Source organism: Thalassobacillus hwangdonensis (assembly GCF_042675915.1).
Lineage (GTDB): Bacteria > Bacillota > Bacilli > Bacillales > Halobacillaceae > Thalassobacillus_A > Thalassobacillus_A hwangdonensis.
Map to the genome: position 1 here is coordinate 39,084 of NZ_JBHTKL010000006.1, position 18,401 is coordinate 57,484.

Annotated in this window: 18 protein-coding genes; 9 read left to right on the forward strand and 9 right to left on the reverse strand. The window is 44.3% G+C overall.

The annotated features are described in order from the left end of the window. Positions 1–4: 4 nt before the first annotated feature. The 8 genes from ACFQ2J_RS15645 to ACFQ2J_RS15680 all read right to left on the reverse strand — a co-directional run bounded on the left by ACFQ2J_RS15645 (position 5) and on the right by ACFQ2J_RS15680 (position 9,112). Complete coding sequence (locus tag ACFQ2J_RS15645; protein ID WP_386062663.1) at positions 5–922, reverse strand: PLP-dependent cysteine synthase family protein; 918 nt, start codon at positions 920–922, stop codon at positions 5–7. A gap of 21 nt (positions 923–943) precedes the next feature. Beyond that, positions 944–1,405, reverse strand: coding sequence for an S-ribosylhomocysteine lyase (locus ACFQ2J_RS15650; protein WP_386062666.1), 462 nt, complete (start codon positions 1,403–1,405; stop codon positions 944–946). Continuing rightward, entirely contained in the window at positions 1,405–2,052 is a 648-nt protein-coding gene (locus tag ACFQ2J_RS15655; protein WP_386062669.1) for a class I SAM-dependent DNA methyltransferase, read from the reverse strand. Before ACFQ2J_RS15655 ends, ACFQ2J_RS15650 begins: the two co-directional genes overlap by 1 nt. Before the next feature lie 223 nt (positions 2,053–2,275). Next, positions 2,276–3,088, reverse strand: coding sequence for an N-acetylmuramoyl-L-alanine amidase (locus ACFQ2J_RS15660; protein ID WP_386062671.1), 813 nt, complete (start codon positions 3,086–3,088; stop codon positions 2,276–2,278). Positions 3,089–3,405: 317 nt separating this feature from the next. Further along, a complete protein-coding gene (locus ACFQ2J_RS15665; RefSeq protein ID WP_449343035.1) occupies positions 3,406–5,805 on the reverse strand; it encodes an immune inhibitor A domain-containing protein in 2,400 nt (799 codons plus the stop codon). A 388-nt stretch (positions 5,806–6,193) separates the two neighbouring features. Next, positions 6,194–6,451 carry a small, acid-soluble spore protein, alpha/beta type gene (locus tag ACFQ2J_RS15670; protein ID WP_386062674.1) on the reverse strand — a complete coding sequence of 86 codons (258 nt, stop codon included), beginning with the start codon at positions 6,449–6,451 and terminating at the stop codon, positions 6,194–6,196. Positions 6,452–6,582: 131 nt separating this feature from the next. After that, a complete protein-coding gene (locus tag ACFQ2J_RS15675) occupies positions 6,583–7,686 on the reverse strand; it encodes a M24 family metallopeptidase (protein ID WP_386062677.1) in 1,104 nt (367 codons plus the stop codon). 13 nt (positions 7,687–7,699) lie between these two features. Beyond that, on the reverse strand, positions 7,700–9,112 hold the full coding sequence (locus ACFQ2J_RS15680) for a sodium:solute symporter family protein (RefSeq protein WP_386062679.1): 1,413 nt from the start codon (positions 9,110–9,112) through the stop codon (positions 7,700–7,702). 605 nt (positions 9,113–9,717) lie between these two features. Here ACFQ2J_RS15680 and ACFQ2J_RS15685 point away from each other — a divergent pair. From ACFQ2J_RS15685 to ACFQ2J_RS15695, 3 genes are all read left to right on the forward strand, one after another. Beyond that, positions 9,718–10,974, forward strand: coding sequence for an ATP-grasp domain-containing protein (locus ACFQ2J_RS15685; RefSeq protein WP_386062682.1), 1,257 nt, complete (start codon positions 9,718–9,720; stop codon positions 10,972–10,974). Positions 10,975–10,998: 24 nt separating this feature from the next. Continuing rightward, positions 10,999–12,966 (forward strand): hypothetical protein, encoded by a 1,968-nt coding sequence (locus ACFQ2J_RS15690; protein ID WP_386062685.1) that lies wholly within the window; start codon positions 10,999–11,001, stop codon positions 12,964–12,966. A gap of 226 nt (positions 12,967–13,192) precedes the next feature. Next, complete coding sequence (locus ACFQ2J_RS15695; protein ID WP_386062688.1) at positions 13,193–13,984, forward strand: SDR family NAD(P)-dependent oxidoreductase; 792 nt, start codon at positions 13,193–13,195, stop codon at positions 13,982–13,984. A 25-nt stretch (positions 13,985–14,009) separates the two neighbouring features. Here the strand turns inward: ACFQ2J_RS15695 and ACFQ2J_RS15700 are convergent, their stop codons facing one another. Beyond that, positions 14,010–14,351 carry a DUF192 domain-containing protein gene (locus ACFQ2J_RS15700; protein WP_386062691.1) on the reverse strand — a complete coding sequence of 114 codons (342 nt, stop codon included), beginning with the start codon at positions 14,349–14,351 and terminating at the stop codon, positions 14,010–14,012. A 227-nt stretch (positions 14,352–14,578) separates the two neighbouring features. Between ACFQ2J_RS15700 and ACFQ2J_RS15705 the strand changes: the two genes are divergently transcribed. The 6 genes from ACFQ2J_RS15705 to ACFQ2J_RS15730 all read left to right on the forward strand — a co-directional run bounded on the left by ACFQ2J_RS15705 (position 14,579) and on the right by ACFQ2J_RS15730 (position 18,401). Further along, entirely contained in the window at positions 14,579–14,743 is a 165-nt protein-coding gene (locus ACFQ2J_RS15705; protein ID WP_386062694.1) for a Flp family type IVb pilin, read from the forward strand. A gap of 71 nt (positions 14,744–14,814) precedes the next feature. Then, the gene (locus ACFQ2J_RS15710) at positions 14,815–15,315 is read left to right on the forward strand and encodes an A24 family peptidase (protein ID WP_386062697.1); all 501 of its coding nucleotides are present in this window, start codon (positions 14,815–14,817) and stop codon (positions 15,313–15,315) included. After that, complete coding sequence (locus ACFQ2J_RS15715) at positions 15,312–15,686, forward strand: TadE/TadG family type IV pilus assembly protein (RefSeq protein ID WP_386062700.1); 375 nt, start codon at positions 15,312–15,314, stop codon at positions 15,684–15,686. The genes ACFQ2J_RS15710 and ACFQ2J_RS15715 overlap by 4 nt, the downstream gene beginning before the upstream one ends. 1 nt (position 15,687) lies before the next feature. Next, the gene (locus ACFQ2J_RS15720; RefSeq protein ID WP_386062702.1) at positions 15,688–16,593 is read left to right on the forward strand and encodes a pilus assembly protein TadG-related protein; all 906 of its coding nucleotides are present in this window, start codon (positions 15,688–15,690) and stop codon (positions 16,591–16,593) included. Positions 16,594–16,617: 24 nt separating this feature from the next. After that, positions 16,618–17,241, forward strand: coding sequence for a Flp pilus assembly protein CpaB (gene cpaB, locus ACFQ2J_RS15725; protein ID WP_386062704.1), 624 nt, complete (start codon positions 16,618–16,620; stop codon positions 17,239–17,241). Next, the gene (locus ACFQ2J_RS15730; RefSeq protein ID WP_386062707.1) at positions 17,238–18,401 is read left to right on the forward strand and encodes an AAA family ATPase; all 1,164 of its coding nucleotides are present in this window, start codon (positions 17,238–17,240) and stop codon (positions 18,399–18,401) included. Before cpaB ends, ACFQ2J_RS15730 begins: the two co-directional genes overlap by 4 nt.

An 18,401-nucleotide genomic window follows, 5' to 3' on the forward strand; every position in this document is an offset into this window, starting at 1 on the left:
TTTGTCACTCCTCATATATCCCTTGGCTTAAATAGCGTTCACTGCTATCTGGAAAAATCGTCACGATATGAGCATCGGATCTCGCATGTTCTGCTTCACGCAGCACAGCCTCCAGCGCAGCCCCTGATGAGCTGGCTACAAGCAAGCCCTCTTCCCTAGCCAACTGTTTCACCCGCTCAAACGCAATATCATCCGGAATCGTATGGATTGCATTGAAAAAAGCCGGATCCATGTATTCTGGTAAAAATTCCATTCCAATGCCTTCCGTTCGATGCGGACCCGATGCTCCACCATTTAGAATGGATCCTTGGGGTTCCACGATTACCGTTTTGATCTGGTCATTTTGTTCTTTCAAATATCTCGATGTCCCCATGAATGTGCCGCCAGTCCCTGCACCAGCTACAAAAATATCGATGTTTCCATCCAAATCATTGTACAGCTCAGGTCCAAGCGTCTCATAGTAGGTCAAAGGATTAGCTTCATTTGCAAATTGCTGAGGACTGAAAGAGCCGGGAATCTCCTTGAGCAGTTCCTTCGTTCGTTCAATTGCCCCTGTCATCCCTTTATCTGTAGGTGTATTGACGACCTCTGCTCCCAATGCCTTCATCAGCGTCTGCTTCTCCTGACTGAACTTTTCAGGAGTTACGAACATGACACGATATCCTTTTCCAACCGCCGCCAAAGCTACACCGATACCCGTGTTACCAGCTGTCGGTTCGATGATCGTCCCACCCGGTTTCAGCATGCCTTTGGTAGCTGCATCTTCTAACAGTTTGATACCCAGGCGGTCTTTGATGCTGCCACCTGGGTTGAAAAATTCCAATTTCGCAAAAATCCTTACATCATTCGGTCTTGCGATGTGTGTCAATTCAATCAAGGGGGTTTTCCCTATCAGCTCCTGCACACTTTTCACGTAATTCATCATCATCACTTCCGTGTTTGATTAAAATACTTCATTCCATTCATCACGCTTTGCTAGCATTTCTTTAGCAAGCTCCTGTGCACCTTCCAGGCTGTGACTCGCCGCCCATCCGCACTGCACTTCGTTGCAGGCAGGTACCTCTTCTGCTTCCAGTACATCCTTCAGCGTTTTCTCCAGTAGATCAAGTACGTTTTCATAGCTGTCATCATTCAAGAGCGCCATGTAAAATCCAGTCTGGCAACCCATCGGACCAACATCGACAATGCGATCATGATGGTTACGGCTGTTTTCAGCCATCAAATGCTCCAGTGAATGCAACGATGGCATCTCCATATGTTCTTTGTTCGGCTGCTTGAAACGAAGGTCATACTTATAGATCGTGTCTCCGTTCTGTCCCTCCGTCACACCTGCCAGGCGGACGTATGGCGCTTTCACTTTTGTATGATCCAGGTTGAAGCTTTCTACGTTCATTTTCTTCGGCATCATGCATTCTCCTTTTTCACTGCCCGGATTAACCAGGCGAATTTATTTTGCTGTTCAAAGCTGACATTGAATCCATTGTTCTCGAAAATACGCGTCATATCCTGCAAATATTCATAATGTTCTTCCTCAAGATCATTGAACAGATTCAAAAACCCTTGCTGTTTGGCTTCATTCTGAATTTCTTTCTTCGCTGTCTCACTTTGGAAAAGTGTATCCAGAAAGACGATTTCACCATTTTCAGCAAGCAGCTGATGATATTTCTTTACTGCTTCCTCTTTTTCATCAAACGTCAAATGGTGAAACGCAAATGAACTGACTATTGACTGTACAGGAAGTTGAAAATCAGGAAAATCAATGAAGTCACCTTCATAAATTGCTGCTTCCGGACATTTGACCGAAGCGATCTTTCTCATTTCCCGTGAAGGTTCAACCCCGATGACAATCTTATTTCGTTCAATCATTTTCCTCGAAAGATTACCTGTACCTACGCCGAACTCGATTGCTGGAGATAGCGCATGTTCAGCAACCCTATCCAGCATTTCGTCGTATCCTTCAAACACTTCCTTATATTCTGGATCAGATCCAGCAACGGTGTCGTCATAAGAACTTGCCCACTTATCAAACAAGTCCACGAATTCTACACCCATATCTCCACCCCTTATCATAATAATTCCTATATGTTAACTCGGAATTAATTACAGTATTAACTTATCATATTTAAAATGGTTATACAATAGTTCGGGCTTCCGCCCAGAATTAAAAAAACTTAGCATATCGCCAAGTACGAATGACAAAGAATGTTTCCAAAATAGTTGTTCATTTAAAAAAAGACTGCCATTTCGGCAGTCAGGATGGTTGTCTACTTTTTGGTTAAACGATGATAGCTTCAAACCCTTTAGCTCTTGCTGACTTGGCAAGTGCCTCGGCATTTTCACGCTCAGTGAATGCTCCAATCTGAACTTTATACAAACGATTGGAGTAACGGATAAACGTGCTGAAGCCACGGTTTCGTGCACGTTTAGCTAAAGTTTCAGCATTTTCACGTTTAGAGAAGGCTCCGATCTGGACTTGATGAATTCCATCATCATCAATGGTTGCTGGTACATACCTTACGTTGAAGTAATCACAGATTCCCTTCGCATGTTCGACAGCAACTTCCCTCTGAAAGTTGACATCGATCATTCTCAAAGCTTCAACAGGGTCATCCATGAACCCGTTTTCAGTAAGGACAGCAATCATTTTGGTCTCTCTCAGCACATGGAAATCAGCTTCTTTGATTCCTCGGAAATTCTGAGGTGTTCCTTGGCGGAGATATTTTGCAATATTTTCTGCAAGACGTCCCGCTGCCCTGTTTTTCTGGCCAGGGTGAACATACAATTCAATACCAGAAGGAGTTGGCGCGGAGAAGTTACCATCAAATGCGTTATAATGAATAGCGATATAAGCATCTGCATTCGCCTGATTAGCAAGGTCAGTTCTTGTCTTAAGTGGCGTATCCCGGTCTAAAGGAGCAACTTGTAAGGTCAAAAAGCCACAGCGCTTCAATTCGATATCGAGGAATCGGACTATTTCACGGTTAAATTCATTTTCCTTGATGGACCTGCCAAGACTGCGGATGAAAGGCGTTCTCTTTCCTGCGGTCTCCATGCCGTGACCATCATCCAAAGCAATTACATAAGGCATTGATTTTCCTTCTTTCATAATAAAATTTGAATTCGAAGGCTTGTATACTTTTTTAATATAGATAGCTTGGGTACTTTCAGGACAACGATAAGCTCGAATTCAAGATAGTATATGTACTAGCTTAATAGTCGGAAAGGGCTATCAATCAAAAGAGGCTTTTGACTCTCTGACTTGAAAATAAGCTTATAAATAAAAGTAGACGCAAAAACTTTTGCTACATCGATGAAAGTAAGCCTATAGCGTAGACACAGATACACAAAATCCAGTCAAACCAAAAAAGCCAGCCTCAATAGATTGAGGCTGGCTTTGACTTTTACTTATTTGTATATCAACACTTTACCAACAGTACCATCGTCGCTTTGTCCAGTTACACGGAACTTAAGTCCGTAATTAGGGACGTTACGTCCAGCGTCGACTAGACCTGGGTTCGAATAGTCTGCACTGTCATCGAACATCGTGTGACGTTTCGTATGGTTATCTTTTAGAGTGATTCCCAATAGGTCAGTATAGTCTAGGAACATCTTTTCGTCCTTGTCTAGACTGAAGGCAGCATCATGTACTTGGTAACGCGTAGATGCAACTGAACCATCGCTCCAGTAGTTCGTATGTTGATCAGCATCAACAACCCCTACAAAACCATCACCAGGGTGTGCGCCAGTCCAGTTTTCACTAAACTGCTTGTCTACGTACCATACAACTAGACCATCATCAAATGTCATCAGGCTAGCACCGCGACGGATGTTAGCAAGACCTTCATCGACACCGTTATGGCTTCTCCACTCTAATAGGTAGTAGTGGTCAGAACGCTTGATACCATCATTCTTAGTGAAACCGTCAAGGTCAACAAGAGCATCACCTTCTGCGTCGTCGAATAATACTTCTTCACCATCAACGACTACCGAAATATCGTCTGCATATAGACCTGGGTTAGAGACAGCTCCATCTGTAACATATTCAATAGCTACTTCAACTTCTTGTCCTGCATAAGCGGAAAGGTCAAAGGAAGCATCGATCCAACCATTGGAAGAACCTGTGATACCATTGCCATCATTAACATCGTAAGGGTCTTCATTTGTAGTGATATCACTTGCAATTGGGTCTCCGTCTACAGTGACATAAGCGTAATCCCAATCTTTTTCAATATCATACCACGTTTTGAAATTGAACTCACCAGATGTAGCATTCGTCAAATCAACCGTAGTTGTCAGATAGTTGTGCAAGTCATCAGCACTTCCGGAGAAGTACTCATATTCACCACTAGCTGGCTCATTAATTACAGTCTCTTTTTGAGGAAGGTTAACTTTAACCACATCATTGTTTGTACCTTTCGTGACTCCTTCATCAAGTAGAAATTCCATACCATTGCTATCAACATCTTCTACGTTGATTTCTGAACCTGTCAGCCAGTTACCTTTCGTTCCTTCATTATCAACTACCGCACTTGCTTGTAACATTTCTTTCATGTACGGGCTGAAACCTGTTGGCATTGTTCCTGGGATGTCTCCTGCCCAGCTACCACTAGACATGATGGACCAGTAGCTTACCGGTTCACCTGCTCCAGTGTACTGCGTATCATACTCATCCGGCAGACCTAGATCATGACCGAATTCGTGTGCCATAACTCCGACAGCACCATCTTCCGGTTCGATTGTATAATCGTAAGCTGCCATCGCTCCACCCCAATATGGAACGGTAGCTTCAGTACCATCAAGGGCAAATACTCCACCAAGATTCCAACGGTGAGACCAGATAGCATCTGAACCTAGTGAACCTCCACCTGCTTCTTCACCTACACCAGAGTGGATGACCATCAAGTGGTCGACCAATCCGTCCGCTTCAAGGTAATTTCCATCGCCATCAAGGTCATAACGATCCCATTGATCGTAATCTGCAATATTTACAGATGGATCTGCAGCAGCAGCTTCTAGTGCTTCTTTAACAAGACCTCGAGCGTTAACATCACTACCATCTTCAGTTGGATAGTTTCCGCCATAGGCAGCAGCCGGTTGACTAGCTGTGTACCAGCCTGCAACTTCCCCTTCTACAGAATAACTGCCACCAGATTGCTGTTCATAGAATTGTTTCATAGATACATAGTTTTCCCCGTCCGGACCGGTCCAACCACCTGTACCGAATAGCATATCCTGATAATGTTCACGCGAGTAAGCATCTTCACCCTCGTAATACATATCCGTTTCGTCAGCTGTCATGGAATTATGCGGCTTATCCGGATAATCAACCAGCAAAACTAATACTTTATCCGTACGCATTTCTCCATCATAAGTATCTTCTTCCACAGAATCAGGAGAGTTCTTCTTAGCCTGTCCTAGCTTGTTTCCGTTACCATTAGTCAAACTGTTATTATTCATTTGTTCTTTCAGTTTTGCTTTTGATTTACTAGCTTCCTCCTGCAGTTCTCCTAATTCATGTGCGTGTGAATTGCCGGATGATCTAGCTTTTAGGTAGCTCTTCAATGCTTTCTCTGCGTCTGCAGCACTAGCATCTTTAGCGATTTTGCCTTCCTTTTTAAGCATTTCGATCAACTTTTCGTCGTTCGCAATGCCTAAGTCAATCGGTGTTCCAGCATGCGAATGTGAGACACTGTCAAATGCCTTTCCTGCTTCTGCTTGTTGGGCGGGAGACAAAGCGCCATATGTAAAAGTGCTCAATCCCATCATGACTGCCAATGCTGTAGATGCAATTTTCTTCTTCTTCACGTACAAATGACCTCCTTATGATCGTTGATTACTAGAATCTAGTAAATCTGATAAAAACAGTATCAATAATTCAGAAAATTGTAAATATTTTTCATGATAATAGACCAAATTAGTGACTTTCAAACTAAATGAATGATCAAATAGACACGGTTAATGTTGACCACAATTTCAGTTTGGTAAAATTATTAATAGATAAGAATGACTATTCTTTGCTTAATAGGAAATACCAGATTTTTCAGTTTAATGGTTCTGTAACTCATCAACAAAATAAATTTTATGGTATGATGTCATTCCTGCATTTTTGAGAGGTAATCGCTATCAGACATACATCCGAGAAAAATTAGGGGCAAAAAAAAGGACTGGCCACATCCGGCTCAGTCCCTTCTTCTTACTTATTCTCATCCTCCATTTGCCTTTTAGCCATGTTGACCAGTTCCTTCACCATATTTCCACCAATGCTGCCACCGACTTTGCCTGCATCCTTAGCTTTAATTTCCCCGTTGTATCCTTCTTGCAGGGATACACCTTGCTCTTTTGCAACCTCATATTTCGTCCGATTTGGATCCTGGGAATTCATCAATCGTGCTTTCAACTGGTCAAGTCCGGCACGTGCTTCGGGTACGAGAATCTTGTTTCTTCTGGCCATGATCCTGTTTCCTTCTTTCTACTATTCTTTTCCCCTCTTTCTTATTTTCTGTCGGTTTCGAGAATTTATTACCGTACATCACAGCCAAATAAAAAGAGCTCAAGACCTAATGGCCTTGAGCTACAATACAATCACTTACCTACAATTTGAAGTTCTTTTGGTGTTTTTGTCAAAGTAATGTGACCATCTTCCGTAATGAGCACATCATCCTCGATACGGACACCACCGATTTCAGGATCGTAAATTCCCGGCTCGAGCGTGTAGATCATTCCTTCTTTCAGAACATCGTCATTCAGATGGCTCATGGATGGGAATTCATGGACGTTGATTCCCATACCATGACCGATGCGGTGAGGGAACAAGTCGCCATAACCGGCATCTGTGATAATATCTCTCGCTACCTGATCAAGGTCGCCGATCCGTGTGCCCGGTTTACTTATCTCAAGCGATGCCAGTTGTGCTTTAAGCACGGTGTTGTAGATTTCTTTCTGCTTATCTGAAACGGATTTGTACGCGAAGGTACGGGTAATATCCGAAGTGTAACCTTCCAGTACGACACCCATGTCGAATAGGACGAAGTCGCCTTCCTTCAGCTGGCGTTCACCAGGATTACCATGAGGAGCACCGGATTTCTCACCGAAAAGCACCATCGTAGAGAAGGACATTTCACGAATGCCTTTCTTTTTCAGTTCGTACTCGATCTTGGCGAGTACTTCCATTTCGGTGATGCCGTCTTTAAGTGCTTCCACACCGACCTGCACTCCGTAGTCAGCCATCTCAGCTGCCCGCTTCATGATTTCGATTTCCTTCTCATCTTTTACAACACGCATCTCATTCAATTTTTCCTCGACAGATACAGCACCTGCGTCCGGGAAAACATCGATGAGCGACATTGCACGACCGAAGGAAAGAACCTCCATCTCCACAGCAACCTTCCCTACTTCACCGAGGTTACGTTTCTGAATTGGTGCTTTGACAAGCTCCCACGGATTTTCGTGGTCGGAATATCCAAGCACTTCATGGCTCCATCCTGCAGCCTTCGCCTGGTCGACTTCCATCCCTGGAACGACCAATAGTGGTTCTGCATCTTTGAAAACGAATAATCCCATCAAACGTTCATGGGGATCCGTATGAAAATTAGTCAAATAGAAGACGTTCTCTTTTGAATTGATGAATGCGACTTCGATATCCTGCTCCTTGAGCCATGCAGATAAAGCATCCAATCGTTGGTTCATGACAAAAACTCCTTTACACCGTTGTTTTCACTGCATCTTTTCGACTTGAACCCTGTGTCATCAACGTCACTACAATAAGGACAATGATTGCGACAGGTACCGCTACGACAACACTGTTGACTTCAAACGGTTTACCAAGAACGATTTCCCATAGCAGTGTGGAAATGACACCTGCAGCCATTGAGGATATACCACCTGCTGCATTGACTTTCTTCCAGAAGAATACTGCCAGTACTGCCGGTGTGATTCCTGCTCCATATACCGTGTAAGCGTACATTTGAACACTTAGAACGGTCGGGAAATAGCTGATGATGATATACGCAAGTACACCCAATGCAACGATGAACAAACGGGTAATCCACAATTGCTTCTCATCAGATGCTTCTTTGTTGATGTAATTGCTATATATATCATACGTCAAATTCGTTGCTGCTGAAAGCAAATAGGAGTTACCAGTAGTTACGATGAACGATGCTGCTGCAGCTAAAAGGATTCCTCCGATTGCTACCGGCATTGCTACTGTAGTCGCCATCAATGCCATTCCTGGATCGATATTCGGGAACAAGGAACGGGATGCGAAAGCGATCAATGAAATCGATGGTGAAATGATGATCATTGCAATCAGCCAGCCGATTTGACCACGTTTTGATGCTTTATCTCCTTTAGAAGATGCCAGACGCTGATACATGTTCTGATCTCCTAACAATAAGAACAACGATGGCAGTAAATAACCGAGTAACTGGATCGTTGTAAGTCCACCAGTCGCAGACATATGTGACTGTGGTACATTAGCTACGATTTCATCCCATCCTCCAGCTACAATGAAAATCGTCGGCACGGTGATGACGAGACCACCTACCATAAGGAATCCACTGATTGCATCAGTCTGTGATACCGAACGCAATCCACCAATCATTGCAAGGAAGATGATCAACCCGGCACCAATCAATGTACCCGTACCAACCGTCATCCCTGTAGTTAGGTTCAAAATGAATCCGAACCCTTTCATTTGATAAGAAACAATTCCAACATAAGCTAAAATGATGATGACACTAGCAATATTACGTGACGTACGTCCGTATTTTTCCTCTAGAATTCCGGAAACCGTGAACTTACCGAACTTGCGGATTTTCGGCGCTACTACGTAAAGGACTATAATACCAACGAGTGTAGGTACCATGAGCATCAATGATGGCAAAATCCCGTAAGAGAACGCCATTGACGTCTCTCCGCCTGAGATACTACCGCTTCCTGTCCATGTTGCAAGCAACGTCCCCATCAATACGAAGGGTCCTAAGCTTTTACCTGCGAGTACGAAGTCTTCGCTTCCCGCAACCTTTTTGGACATGAAAATTCCAATTCCTATCATTACAATTGCATAAATTCCAATAAACCATAATAAAGTCGGATCTTGTTGAAGTTCCATAACTGTTTCATTCATCTCCCGTAATTTTTTTCGATTTGCAGTGGTAATTTTACTTTGAATGAGCACGACAGTGTCGTTTACCTCTGGTTATCTGAAGATCATCGGCCGATGAAGTACGTAGATAAAGAAGATAATGTATGAGGCAGCATTCTCTTGTCCCTATCGAATGAACAATAAAATGCTTTTGTTGTCGCTCCACTGAACACAACGTTTACCAACCTAACATAGATAAAAATATTTGCAAAACCGCAACTTACCGCTATTTCCTCTCTGTTTTTATGCTTCAACACAATTGTTCAGCAATTCACAAAATGATTTGTTCACGGTCGTATCAACTCTTTCAAATGTTGAAAAAATCTTAAAAAATTTCAGAAAACCGTCTATTAGAAACGTACAAACCCCTCCAAGAAATGAGTATTTAGACCCACATAAATTGTGTAGAAAACTCCTTCATCCCCCTTCCACTTACAGAAAATGATAAGGGATTTTTTCGAAAAAACACTAGTTTTGATAACCCTTGTCGAACCCCTACCATCCTGCTTAAGAATTGTGTAAGGTTCTGGTAGATTGACTATCTGTATCAATTCATAAAAGGAGTGGATCCCATGGAACTGGATCAGCTGGAATTAAAGAATGTAGAACCCTCGAAAGAGACGATTCCCTATCGAACAGCCCTTATCGGCTGGAGCTTGCAGGCAATTGAAGCTGCCGATAAACTGAATCGCCCTTTTGTCGTTGTCGGTCCACCTGAATTCGAATCGTACGCAGCGAAGCATGAAATCTCTTTTGTCGGATGGGAGTTCGATCGGTTGAATGAGCGCTCCGACCATCTGTACCAACAGTTGAAAGAGATGGATGTGGAGCTTGCTGTTCCTTTATATGAAGAATGTGTGGAATGGGCAGGGGCGTTGAATGCACGATTCCGTGAAGAGCCTCGACTATTCAATCGTTCCCTACTATTAAGGGATAAAGGGATGATGAAGCGTAAAGCACAGATTGCCGGAATCAAAGTTGGCATATTTGAAGAAGCAAGAGACAAAGTGGATGTCGAACATTTTCTCAAACGAGTCAACGAAGCGCTTTTCAATTCAGACGAAGATGTTTATGATCCGATTCACGTCAAACCGTTGGATAAGGCAGGATCTGTCGGTCATTTGGCGATTCGGGCTGTAGACGAAATCGAACAGTTGGAAGATCGTGATTTTCCTTTATTGATGGAAAGCCATTTGGATGGCCAGGAATTTTCTTGTGAAGCATTCATCCATGATGGAAAGATCCAGTTTCTGAACATTACCGAGTACATTCGATTAGGTTATTCCAACTTTGTTCCAGCTTCTCCTTCACTAGAGGAAAAACGACCGCTCATCCATAAAGCGATCGAGCAATTGATTGATGCATTTGAAATCAAATATGGCGTGATTCATCCAGAGTATTTCATTATGCCCGATGGTACCCTGCACTTCGGTGAAGTGGCTTCACGTGTACCTGGTGGACACATTTTTGATCTGATTGAACGCGCTTATGGGTTCAGTGCATACGAAGCTCAGATCTTATGCAGTGATCCAAATACGCCCCAGGAAGAACTAGATGCATTCTTTCCTCAATCGACAGAAGTAGAAGGCTATGCCGGTTGCTTCATGGTCCACCCGAACGTGGACTATGTGAAAGAACTCGAAATCCCGGAAGAGCTCGAAGAACATCCTTATTTTGAAAAGCATGACCTGTTCACTCCTCCACAAGGGAAAGTTGCTGAGCGCGTTGGCTTCGGTAATCATTACGGAACCATTTTCTTCTATGGAAGAGACAGTGAAGAAATACGTGATTTACTGAAGATGTATGAAAACTACGATTTCTTCCGTTAAATAGACATAGAAAGGAGCGTGCATATGTCCCAATCAACCGAAACCATTATTGAGCGATTCACAGAAGCATTGAACCGCCTGGACGAAGCTGCAGCCTATGCAAAAGCGATGTACCAAAAGGATGTCTATCAGGAAGCGAACCGCCTTTTGGAAAAACCAAATGGGCTCGATCACCTTTACGAGCATGCTCATCGCTTTGACAATTGCGGGGTATTCCAGGATGGACCGTGGGAAAAAGCGGATAAACTTCAGCCGCCACTTGTAGCAGGTTCGCTACAGGCGAAAGGACTTCCAACGATCATTGAAGTGATGAGTGATTTGAGGATGCTCGCAATTGCGAAGGGGAAGTATGTCCATGAATCGGTGCCTCCGAGTGAAGCAGAAGAATTTCTGAATGAAGTGCTTGCACTTAACCTGCATCTGCTCTTCCCTGCAGCCACGGAAAGCACTCGGATCGAGAAGCATGAGAATGCGGAACTGGCGAGTAACCTTTTACATTTTATTTTTGGATACCTTGATTCAAGTGCGTTAACGACGACGTTGATCAGCGAAATCGATCGGTTGACCGCGCAGCGCCCGATAATGATTGACCGAACCGTTTCCATAATCCGGACAGCGAAGGAGATGCTTGATGCGGATCTCAACTCTAGCCAACGGTACTCTTTGGAGAAGTATATCGAAGCGATCGAAGGGCCTTCGAAATTCAGTCAGGAGTACCCTCACGTCAATCAGTACCGGTTAAAACTGAAAGACCTGTCTAAGAGTGAACTGGAACAGGAATGTGAAGCTATGGCACATACACTTAGGGGAACTGGCCTCGCTGCCCCACACCATGCCGCACTTCTCCGCTTTTTGAATAAGCGCCATCCTTCTTTATTAGCGGATGCCATGCACTTGAATGGAAAAGGGAAGGCGAACCTTGAGGAGCATTTGGAACTTGTCCAGCAGTTGATCAAGGTGGCGATTTTCCCAGCTACCAAGCAGGCAATCTATGGCCTTGCGTTAATGCTTGAGCGAGGTGTGCTGTCGTCATCCCCTGTCATCCCAGGTCTGCGCCGGCTTATCGAACTCGATATTCTACCGGATGTCAGGCAGGCACTGCTTCAATCCGTGAAAAACGGGGAAGGAATGACTGCGAATTCTATCCTGTTGGCAGGTGTGATGAGTGTGCTCGGTCAGCCGCTTGGCGTTGGTCAAGGGTTCAATCCTACCTGCCAGTCTGCGAGGGGGATCAGTCTCTGGGCACAGCATGCTCCCGGCTACTTGCTGGAACTGATTCCACGTGCTGCGAGAGACGGCGAAATCGATATCCAATTCGAAGGCACAGCAATTCATTCCAAAGAATTAAAAGGTGGACTGATGGAAGAGCTGCATCCCGAGCTGGATCCAGTTTCAATCGTGCTCGTTCCCCATCTCGATCGCATCTATGGGGAAATGATGTCCCGTGTGACCTTACGTGGTGAAGACGGTCACCGCTGGGTAAACCCTGCCTTTTATGGAAATTGGGTTCCGAACGGTTTCAGTACCGTATTCGATCCGATTACAGGAAGCATCACCGATTATTCTGGGTTTGTCCGGTTGTTCTACGCCACCCATCACCCGGACTATAATGATGATTACGAACTGATTTACCCGAACCCTGTCGGCATTTTCATCACCAATGTCCACGGGAAACTGCTCGGGTTCCATGCTATTTCCATCATCCGAATAGCAGCGTATGATGGCGATTACCGAGTCTATTTCTACAATCCGAATAATGACAGTTCTCAAAATTGGGGGCAGGAAATTGAACCGACTGTGATGGGGCATGGAGAACGGGAAGGCGAATGCTCTCTTCCTTTTGATGAATTCACTTCGAGGCTGTATGCATTTCATTACAACCCTTATGAACAGGGCGAAGCCTATGCAGTAGAGGATGAACTTGTGCAGGAAGTGGAACAGCTGGCAAGGGACAGCTGGGGTAAAGATTATACCTGGTTTTCAATTAAATAAGTTGTGGAGGACCCGAAGCTTACACTGCTTCGGGTCCTTTTGTGCTGTTCGCCAGATTGTGGTGGGCTTTCGCCAGAATGTGGCGAGCTTTCGCCAGTAAAATCCGTATTTCGCCAGATTGTGGAGTGTTTTCGCCAGATTATCAGCCACTTTCGCCCGTTCCCGCCATCTCATTCTGTTTGCTCTCATGAAAACTGGGAATAGTTTTTAAAAAGGAGGATGAAGCATGCCATTATTTCATGACAGAGCTTTAGAAGAACACCACATTCTTATTACCGGAGCTTCCGGTGGCATCGGTGCGGAAACAGCCAAAGTCGCGATACAGACCGGATCGAAGGTGACGATTACCGGACGTAATGAAGAAAAACTGCAGGAACTGACGGACTCATTGAAAGGTAAAGGAAGCATCAATTATGTTGCAGGCGACCTTATCGATCAGGAGGACAGAGAGCGGATTGTAGAAAAGGCAAGTGAGCTTCACGGCCCGATCACAGGTCTCGTCAACTCCGCAGGGATTGCGTTCGGAGCAACATTGGAAGAACTTCAGGAAGATGATATAAGAAAAGTGATGGAGCTGAACTATACCGCGACGGTGCTATTCACACAGCTTGTTTACAGACAGATGCTGCAGCAGGAAAAAGGAGCGATCGTCAATGTTTCCTCTTTATCAGGTCTGCGTGGAACCCACGGCAATATCGCCTACAGTGCATCTAAATTTGCTGTCATTGGCTTCACCCAGTCACTTGCTATTGAAGCAATCGAACATAATATTAGAGTCAATGCGGTCTGCCCCGGCTTCGTAGACACTGAAATGGCACAAAACATATTAAAGAAGAAAGCGGAAAAACAAGGTCGCAGTTTTGAGGAACAAATGGAGTGGGCAAAGGGGACAATCCCTTCAGGCAGACTTACAAGTCCAGAAGAAGTCGCGAACAGCATCATTTATCTGCTGACGGATGCTGCTGAGAATATTGTTGGAGAATCCATGAAAATCTCAGGTGGAAACGTCATGCGATAAAGAAAAAGGTTGTATCCTGTGCCGATCAGGATACAACCTTTTTCAATTGGTATTGGATTTCATCTCCTACCAGAATATCCATCGCTTTTACTGTGCCTGCTGGCAGTTCCATCGTGGCAACCGCACCACTCACTGGCGCTACCATCTTCCATGGAGCCAGATTCTCTTTCAAAGCAACGACTTGATTGTTCTCATCTAAAAAAAGTGCATCGATCGGAAAGGCCATGAAAAACATATGGATGCTGTTGCACTTTGTAATCAGCAAACCCTCGCCTTTTGCTGGCTTCTTTCTGAACATCCACCCCCTCCACCTTGTAAAGAATGTTGAGGCTTCCTGGATAGAGTGAGGCAATACAGTGATTTTCATAACCTACGCTCCTTCTCAATCAGTTTTGTTCATTATACAGAATTGATCGTTTATTATAAAGAACAAAATAATACGTATGGTGTTGAAAGCGCGAGGAAAACAATGGAAAGTTAATGATTTTCACCCTAAACGAACGATAATGAAGGTTTTCATCCTTTGGGCGTTCGTTTTATAATCAATTTAAGTTCTTAATACAGAACAACCCAAACCAAGGAGGAATTATAGAGATGAGAGTTTTCGATCGTTTATGGAAAGAAGAAGACGGCCAGGCAATGACGGAGTATGGGTTGATTATCGGATTAGTAGCTGTAGTAGTGATTGGTGTATTAGCTACATTAGGTACAAGAATTCAAGGTTTCTTCACTCAAATTATCACTCAACTTGGTGGCTGAACTAAAAAATATAATCTCCCTGCCTTTCTACTAAAAAGGCAGGGCTTTCCATTCCTAAGGAGGTGTCAGTGATGGATCAGCTGGTCATCGTGACTCTATTCATCTTCCTCAGCATTTGTGTTTTCACAGATGTGAGAGAACGAAAAATCTACAACAGTATCACCCTTCCTGCTATGGTCGCAGGGATTTTCCTCCATACGTTGTTCACTGGACTGAATGGAATGGTCTTCAGTCTGGCTGGCCTTCTTCTGGGGTTCTTCTTATTATTCATCCCCTTCCTGTTTGGCGGGATGGGTGCTGGAGATGTGAAGATGCTGGCGGGGATCGGAGCACTTACTGGTGCATCTTTTGTACTTACTGCATTCTTCTATGGAGCAATCATCGGAGGAGTGATGGCGCTCTCAATGCTTTTGAGAAAGAAACACATGCTACACCTTTCTGTTCTCCCTAACATACTGAAGGCTGAACATGGTTCTATGCGCATTGACGGTAAATCTCCCCTCTCCATTCCTTATGGTGTCGCACTAGCAGGAGGCACAGTTTGTGCGTATGTGATGGAGGTTTTGTTATGAAAAGCAGAAGCGGTCAGTCATTGGTTGAGCTGGCATTGATTCTACCAATCTTACTCATCATTCTGTTTGGCATAGTAGATTTCGGAAGGTTGTTCCACGCTTATCTTACGATTGATCACGCCGGCCGTGAAGCAGCGCGGGCAGCAAGTGTACAGAATGACGACAGTACGATCATCGCCAAAGCAAGAGCTTCAACAGCAGGGCTTGATAGTGATCAATTAACTGTAACTCTTTCCCCCGGTGGAAGCCGGCCCAGTGGTTCAGAAGTTACCATTACACTATCCTACCAAATCGGATTCATCACACCTTTAGTCAGCAGCTTGGCTTCCCCACTGACGTTAACCGATACTACGACAATGAGGGTTGAATGATATGAAACTGAAATCATTGAAGAATGAAGACGGGGCAGTGACATTGCTTGTAGCCCTGATGATGGTGCTTCTCATTGGATTCATAGCAGTTGTCGTTGATGGTGGACTACTTTATTTAGAGAAAAGCAAGCTGCAGAAAAGCGTCGATGCAGCAGCACTGGCGGGCGCACAGCAACTCCAGAATGGCAGGACTGCTGCAGTCCAGACGACGATTTCCATCGCCAGGAAAAACGGCCATGACTTGAGTCCCTCCGACATCCAGACAGGTGCTGATTTTGTTCAAGTGAACAAAGTAGTCAACAAAAACCTCAGCTTTGCAAAGGTTCTGGGGATCTCGTCGAGTAACGTAGCAGCCATGGCAAAAGCTCAGGTTTCAGGGGGCTTTGAAGATCTGATACCAATCGGAATTCCTGAGAGTGAAATCCCTTCTGAATCCGACTACAGTTGCGGTATCCATCGTTCGCCAGGTGGAAAGTCCGGGTATGCTCCGATCAGAGGGAACTTCGGATTTCTTGATCTATCTTTTGGAAATGGTGTTAAATTCGTAGACCAATTGAAGAAAGGGATTAAAATAGAAGGTTCTTTCCCCACAGAGGTGAACACTTATCCAGGATTAAGTTGGGGACAGGTCAGAGAGGGCATCCAGCATCGAATTGACTTGGATGCAGACAAACAAACTTGTAACAATTATGGAACAGCAGGTGCAGAGTGCGCCCGTGTCGTCACGCTGCCGATTCTCAGAAACTTTGAAGATGTTCATGGCAAATCCAGACCAGTCACGATTGTCGGTTATGCCACCTACTGGATTGAAGCGCCGATAGTCCACCAGCAAGTGAACGGCAGAATCATCGCCGTCTATGATTTGAATGGAGAGCTTCCTGTAAAAGATATAAAGCTTGTCCAATAAAACTCAAGTGAAGCAGGTGAACCAATGAAAACGAAAAAACTATGGATATGGTCGTTCCTGTTCGGCTTATTGGCTACGGGAATCCTCTATGTCTATATTAATACGAACCTCGAATTGACGGAGGCAAGCGATCAGGCTGATGAACCAACGGAATCATCAACGACAGAAGATGAAATAGTGGTTTCAGACACAACCGATGAAGCGGAGCTTTCGGAAAGTGTCGTACATGCCGCCGATAATGACGAGAAAACTCCTTCCACTCAATCACTCGAAATCAGTAAAGGAAAACGTGCGATGACCATTCACGTTGCTGATCACCAAGGTGTCGCCGGCTACATCAATGAAGGATCGTATGTAGACGTGGTCGCTAAGCTGGACGGTACGGAAGAGAAGTTGCCCAATGCGGGATCCCTTGTGCTGCAGAATATCAAAGTGTTGTCTGTCAATCATGCAAGTCATGAAACTGCAGAACAGGAACAGCACACCCACCTCGTCACCGTTGAAGTCACTCCAGACGAAGGCGTAACCTTAAGTCTATCGACAAATCACGAACTATATCTGCTACTTAGAGGTGACAAAGATAACGACGTCGATAAAGCGATCTACTTGAATGAAAAAGATCTTTTTAAAGGAGGAACTTCGAAATGAGATGGTTCGGTATCCTGAATGAGTTTGAAGATTATCACGTGATTAACCATACGTTCTCTAAAAAGAACGAAAAAGTTGAATGGCTGCAAGCATGTGAAGACCTTGAAGATATCATGACACGTACAGATAAAGGAATCCTTATTTTATCCTCAACTGCAGTAGAGGATATTTATGAAACTTGTGAAGATCTGTCCCTTCAATTCCCGTTTCTCTACATCGTGATTATCGACTCGGAATCAGACCTTGAACTTAGAGAGGTGATGCGGGCGGGCGCGTTTGACATGCTGAAATCGCCATTGAAGCAGGATGAGCTCTTTGATTCCTTGGAAATTGCTGAAGCCAGCATTTCAAAGCAGAAATACGGGAAATTCAAAATGAAATCAGCTCCGCAGAAAACAGCAAAAGTCATTACGGTTTGCAGCACAAAAGGTGGCGTCGGCAAGACTACCTTCACTGTCAACCTGGCATCGGCATTCGCAAGATTATCGAAAAAGGTACTGATTATAGATTTAGACTTGCAATTTGGTGATGTTTCCATTTTTATGGACTGCCATCCAAAAAAGACGATCTATGAATGGATGAAGGAAAGCCACCCTTCTTCCAGTGAAATCAAATCTTATATCCAAAGCTATAATGATGAAATCGATATCCTGGCTGCCCCGGAAAGACCAGAGTTTGCAGAAGCCTTTACAAACACACACATCGAAAAACTGATCGAGGAAGTCCAGCCATACTATGATGTGGTCATGATCGACACCGCACCTTATATGGAAGAGATCATCTTGACTGCCCTTGAACATACGGACGATATCTTCCTCATGACCTACTTGGACCTGCCAACTTTGAAAAACTGCAAAGTGTTTCTTGATACGTTGGACTCCCTCTCCTTCAAATCAAAAGTGAAAGTAGTGTTGAACAGAGACTCCAATAAGAAGGGGATCGATTTTAAAACTGCAGAGCGTGTGCTCGGCCAGGAATTGTATGCAAAGGTCCCTGATTTCGAAAAAGTCGTCGTACCTTCTGTCAATGAAGGGTACCCATACGTGTACAGCAGTCCAAAATCCAAAGTTGCAAAAGCGATCTTCGCCATCGCAGAACGTTTATTTGCAGATGAGCTGGACGTAAAAAAGCCAAAAAAACTGCTTAAAATCGGGAGGTAA

Coding starts and splice junctions, on each gene's coding strand:
- ACFQ2J_RS15705 (WP_386062694.1), top strand. CDS start 14,579: ATGAGAGTTTTCGATCGTTTATGGAAAGAAGAAGACGGCCAGGCAATG.
- ACFQ2J_RS15645 (WP_386062663.1), bottom strand. CDS start 922: ATGAATTACGTGAAAAGTGTGCAGGAGCTGATAGGGAAAACCCCCTTG.
- ACFQ2J_RS15685 (WP_386062682.1), top strand. CDS start 9,718: ATGGAACTGGATCAGCTGGAATTAAAGAATGTAGAACCCTCGAAAGAG.
- ACFQ2J_RS15680 (WP_386062679.1), bottom strand. CDS start 9,112: ATGGAACTTCAACAAGATCCGACTTTATTATGGTTTATTGGAATTTAT.
- ACFQ2J_RS15710 (WP_386062697.1), top strand. CDS start 14,815: ATGGATCAGCTGGTCATCGTGACTCTATTCATCTTCCTCAGCATTTGT.
- ACFQ2J_RS15730 (WP_386062707.1), top strand. CDS start 17,238: ATGAGATGGTTCGGTATCCTGAATGAGTTTGAAGATTATCACGTGATT.
- cpaB (WP_386062704.1), top strand. CDS start 16,618: ATGAAAACGAAAAAACTATGGATATGGTCGTTCCTGTTCGGCTTATTG.
- ACFQ2J_RS15660 (WP_386062671.1), bottom strand. CDS start 3,088: ATGCCTTATGTAATTGCTTTGGATGATGGTCACGGCATGGAGACCGCA.
- ACFQ2J_RS15690 (WP_386062685.1), top strand. CDS start 10,999: ATGTCCCAATCAACCGAAACCATTATTGAGCGATTCACAGAAGCATTG.
- ACFQ2J_RS15675 (WP_386062677.1), bottom strand. CDS start 7,686: ATGAACCAACGATTGGATGCTTTATCTGCATGGCTCAAGGAGCAGGAT.
- ACFQ2J_RS15720 (WP_386062702.1), top strand. CDS start 15,688: ATGAAACTGAAATCATTGAAGAATGAAGACGGGGCAGTGACATTGCTT.
- ACFQ2J_RS15670 (WP_386062674.1), bottom strand. CDS start 6,451: ATGGCCAGAAGAAACAAGATTCTCGTACCCGAAGCACGTGCCGGACTT.
- ACFQ2J_RS15715 (WP_386062700.1), top strand. CDS start 15,312: ATGAAAAGCAGAAGCGGTCAGTCATTGGTTGAGCTGGCATTGATTCTA.
- ACFQ2J_RS15655 (WP_386062669.1), bottom strand. CDS start 2,052: ATGGGTGTAGAATTCGTGGACTTGTTTGATAAGTGGGCAAGTTCTTAT.
- ACFQ2J_RS15695 (WP_386062688.1), top strand. CDS start 13,193: ATGCCATTATTTCATGACAGAGCTTTAGAAGAACACCACATTCTTATT.
- ACFQ2J_RS15700 (WP_386062691.1), bottom strand. CDS start 14,351: ATGAAAATCACTGTATTGCCTCACTCTATCCAGGAAGCCTCAACATTC.
- ACFQ2J_RS15650 (WP_386062666.1), bottom strand. CDS start 1,405: ATGCCGAAGAAAATGAACGTAGAAAGCTTCAACCTGGATCATACAAAA.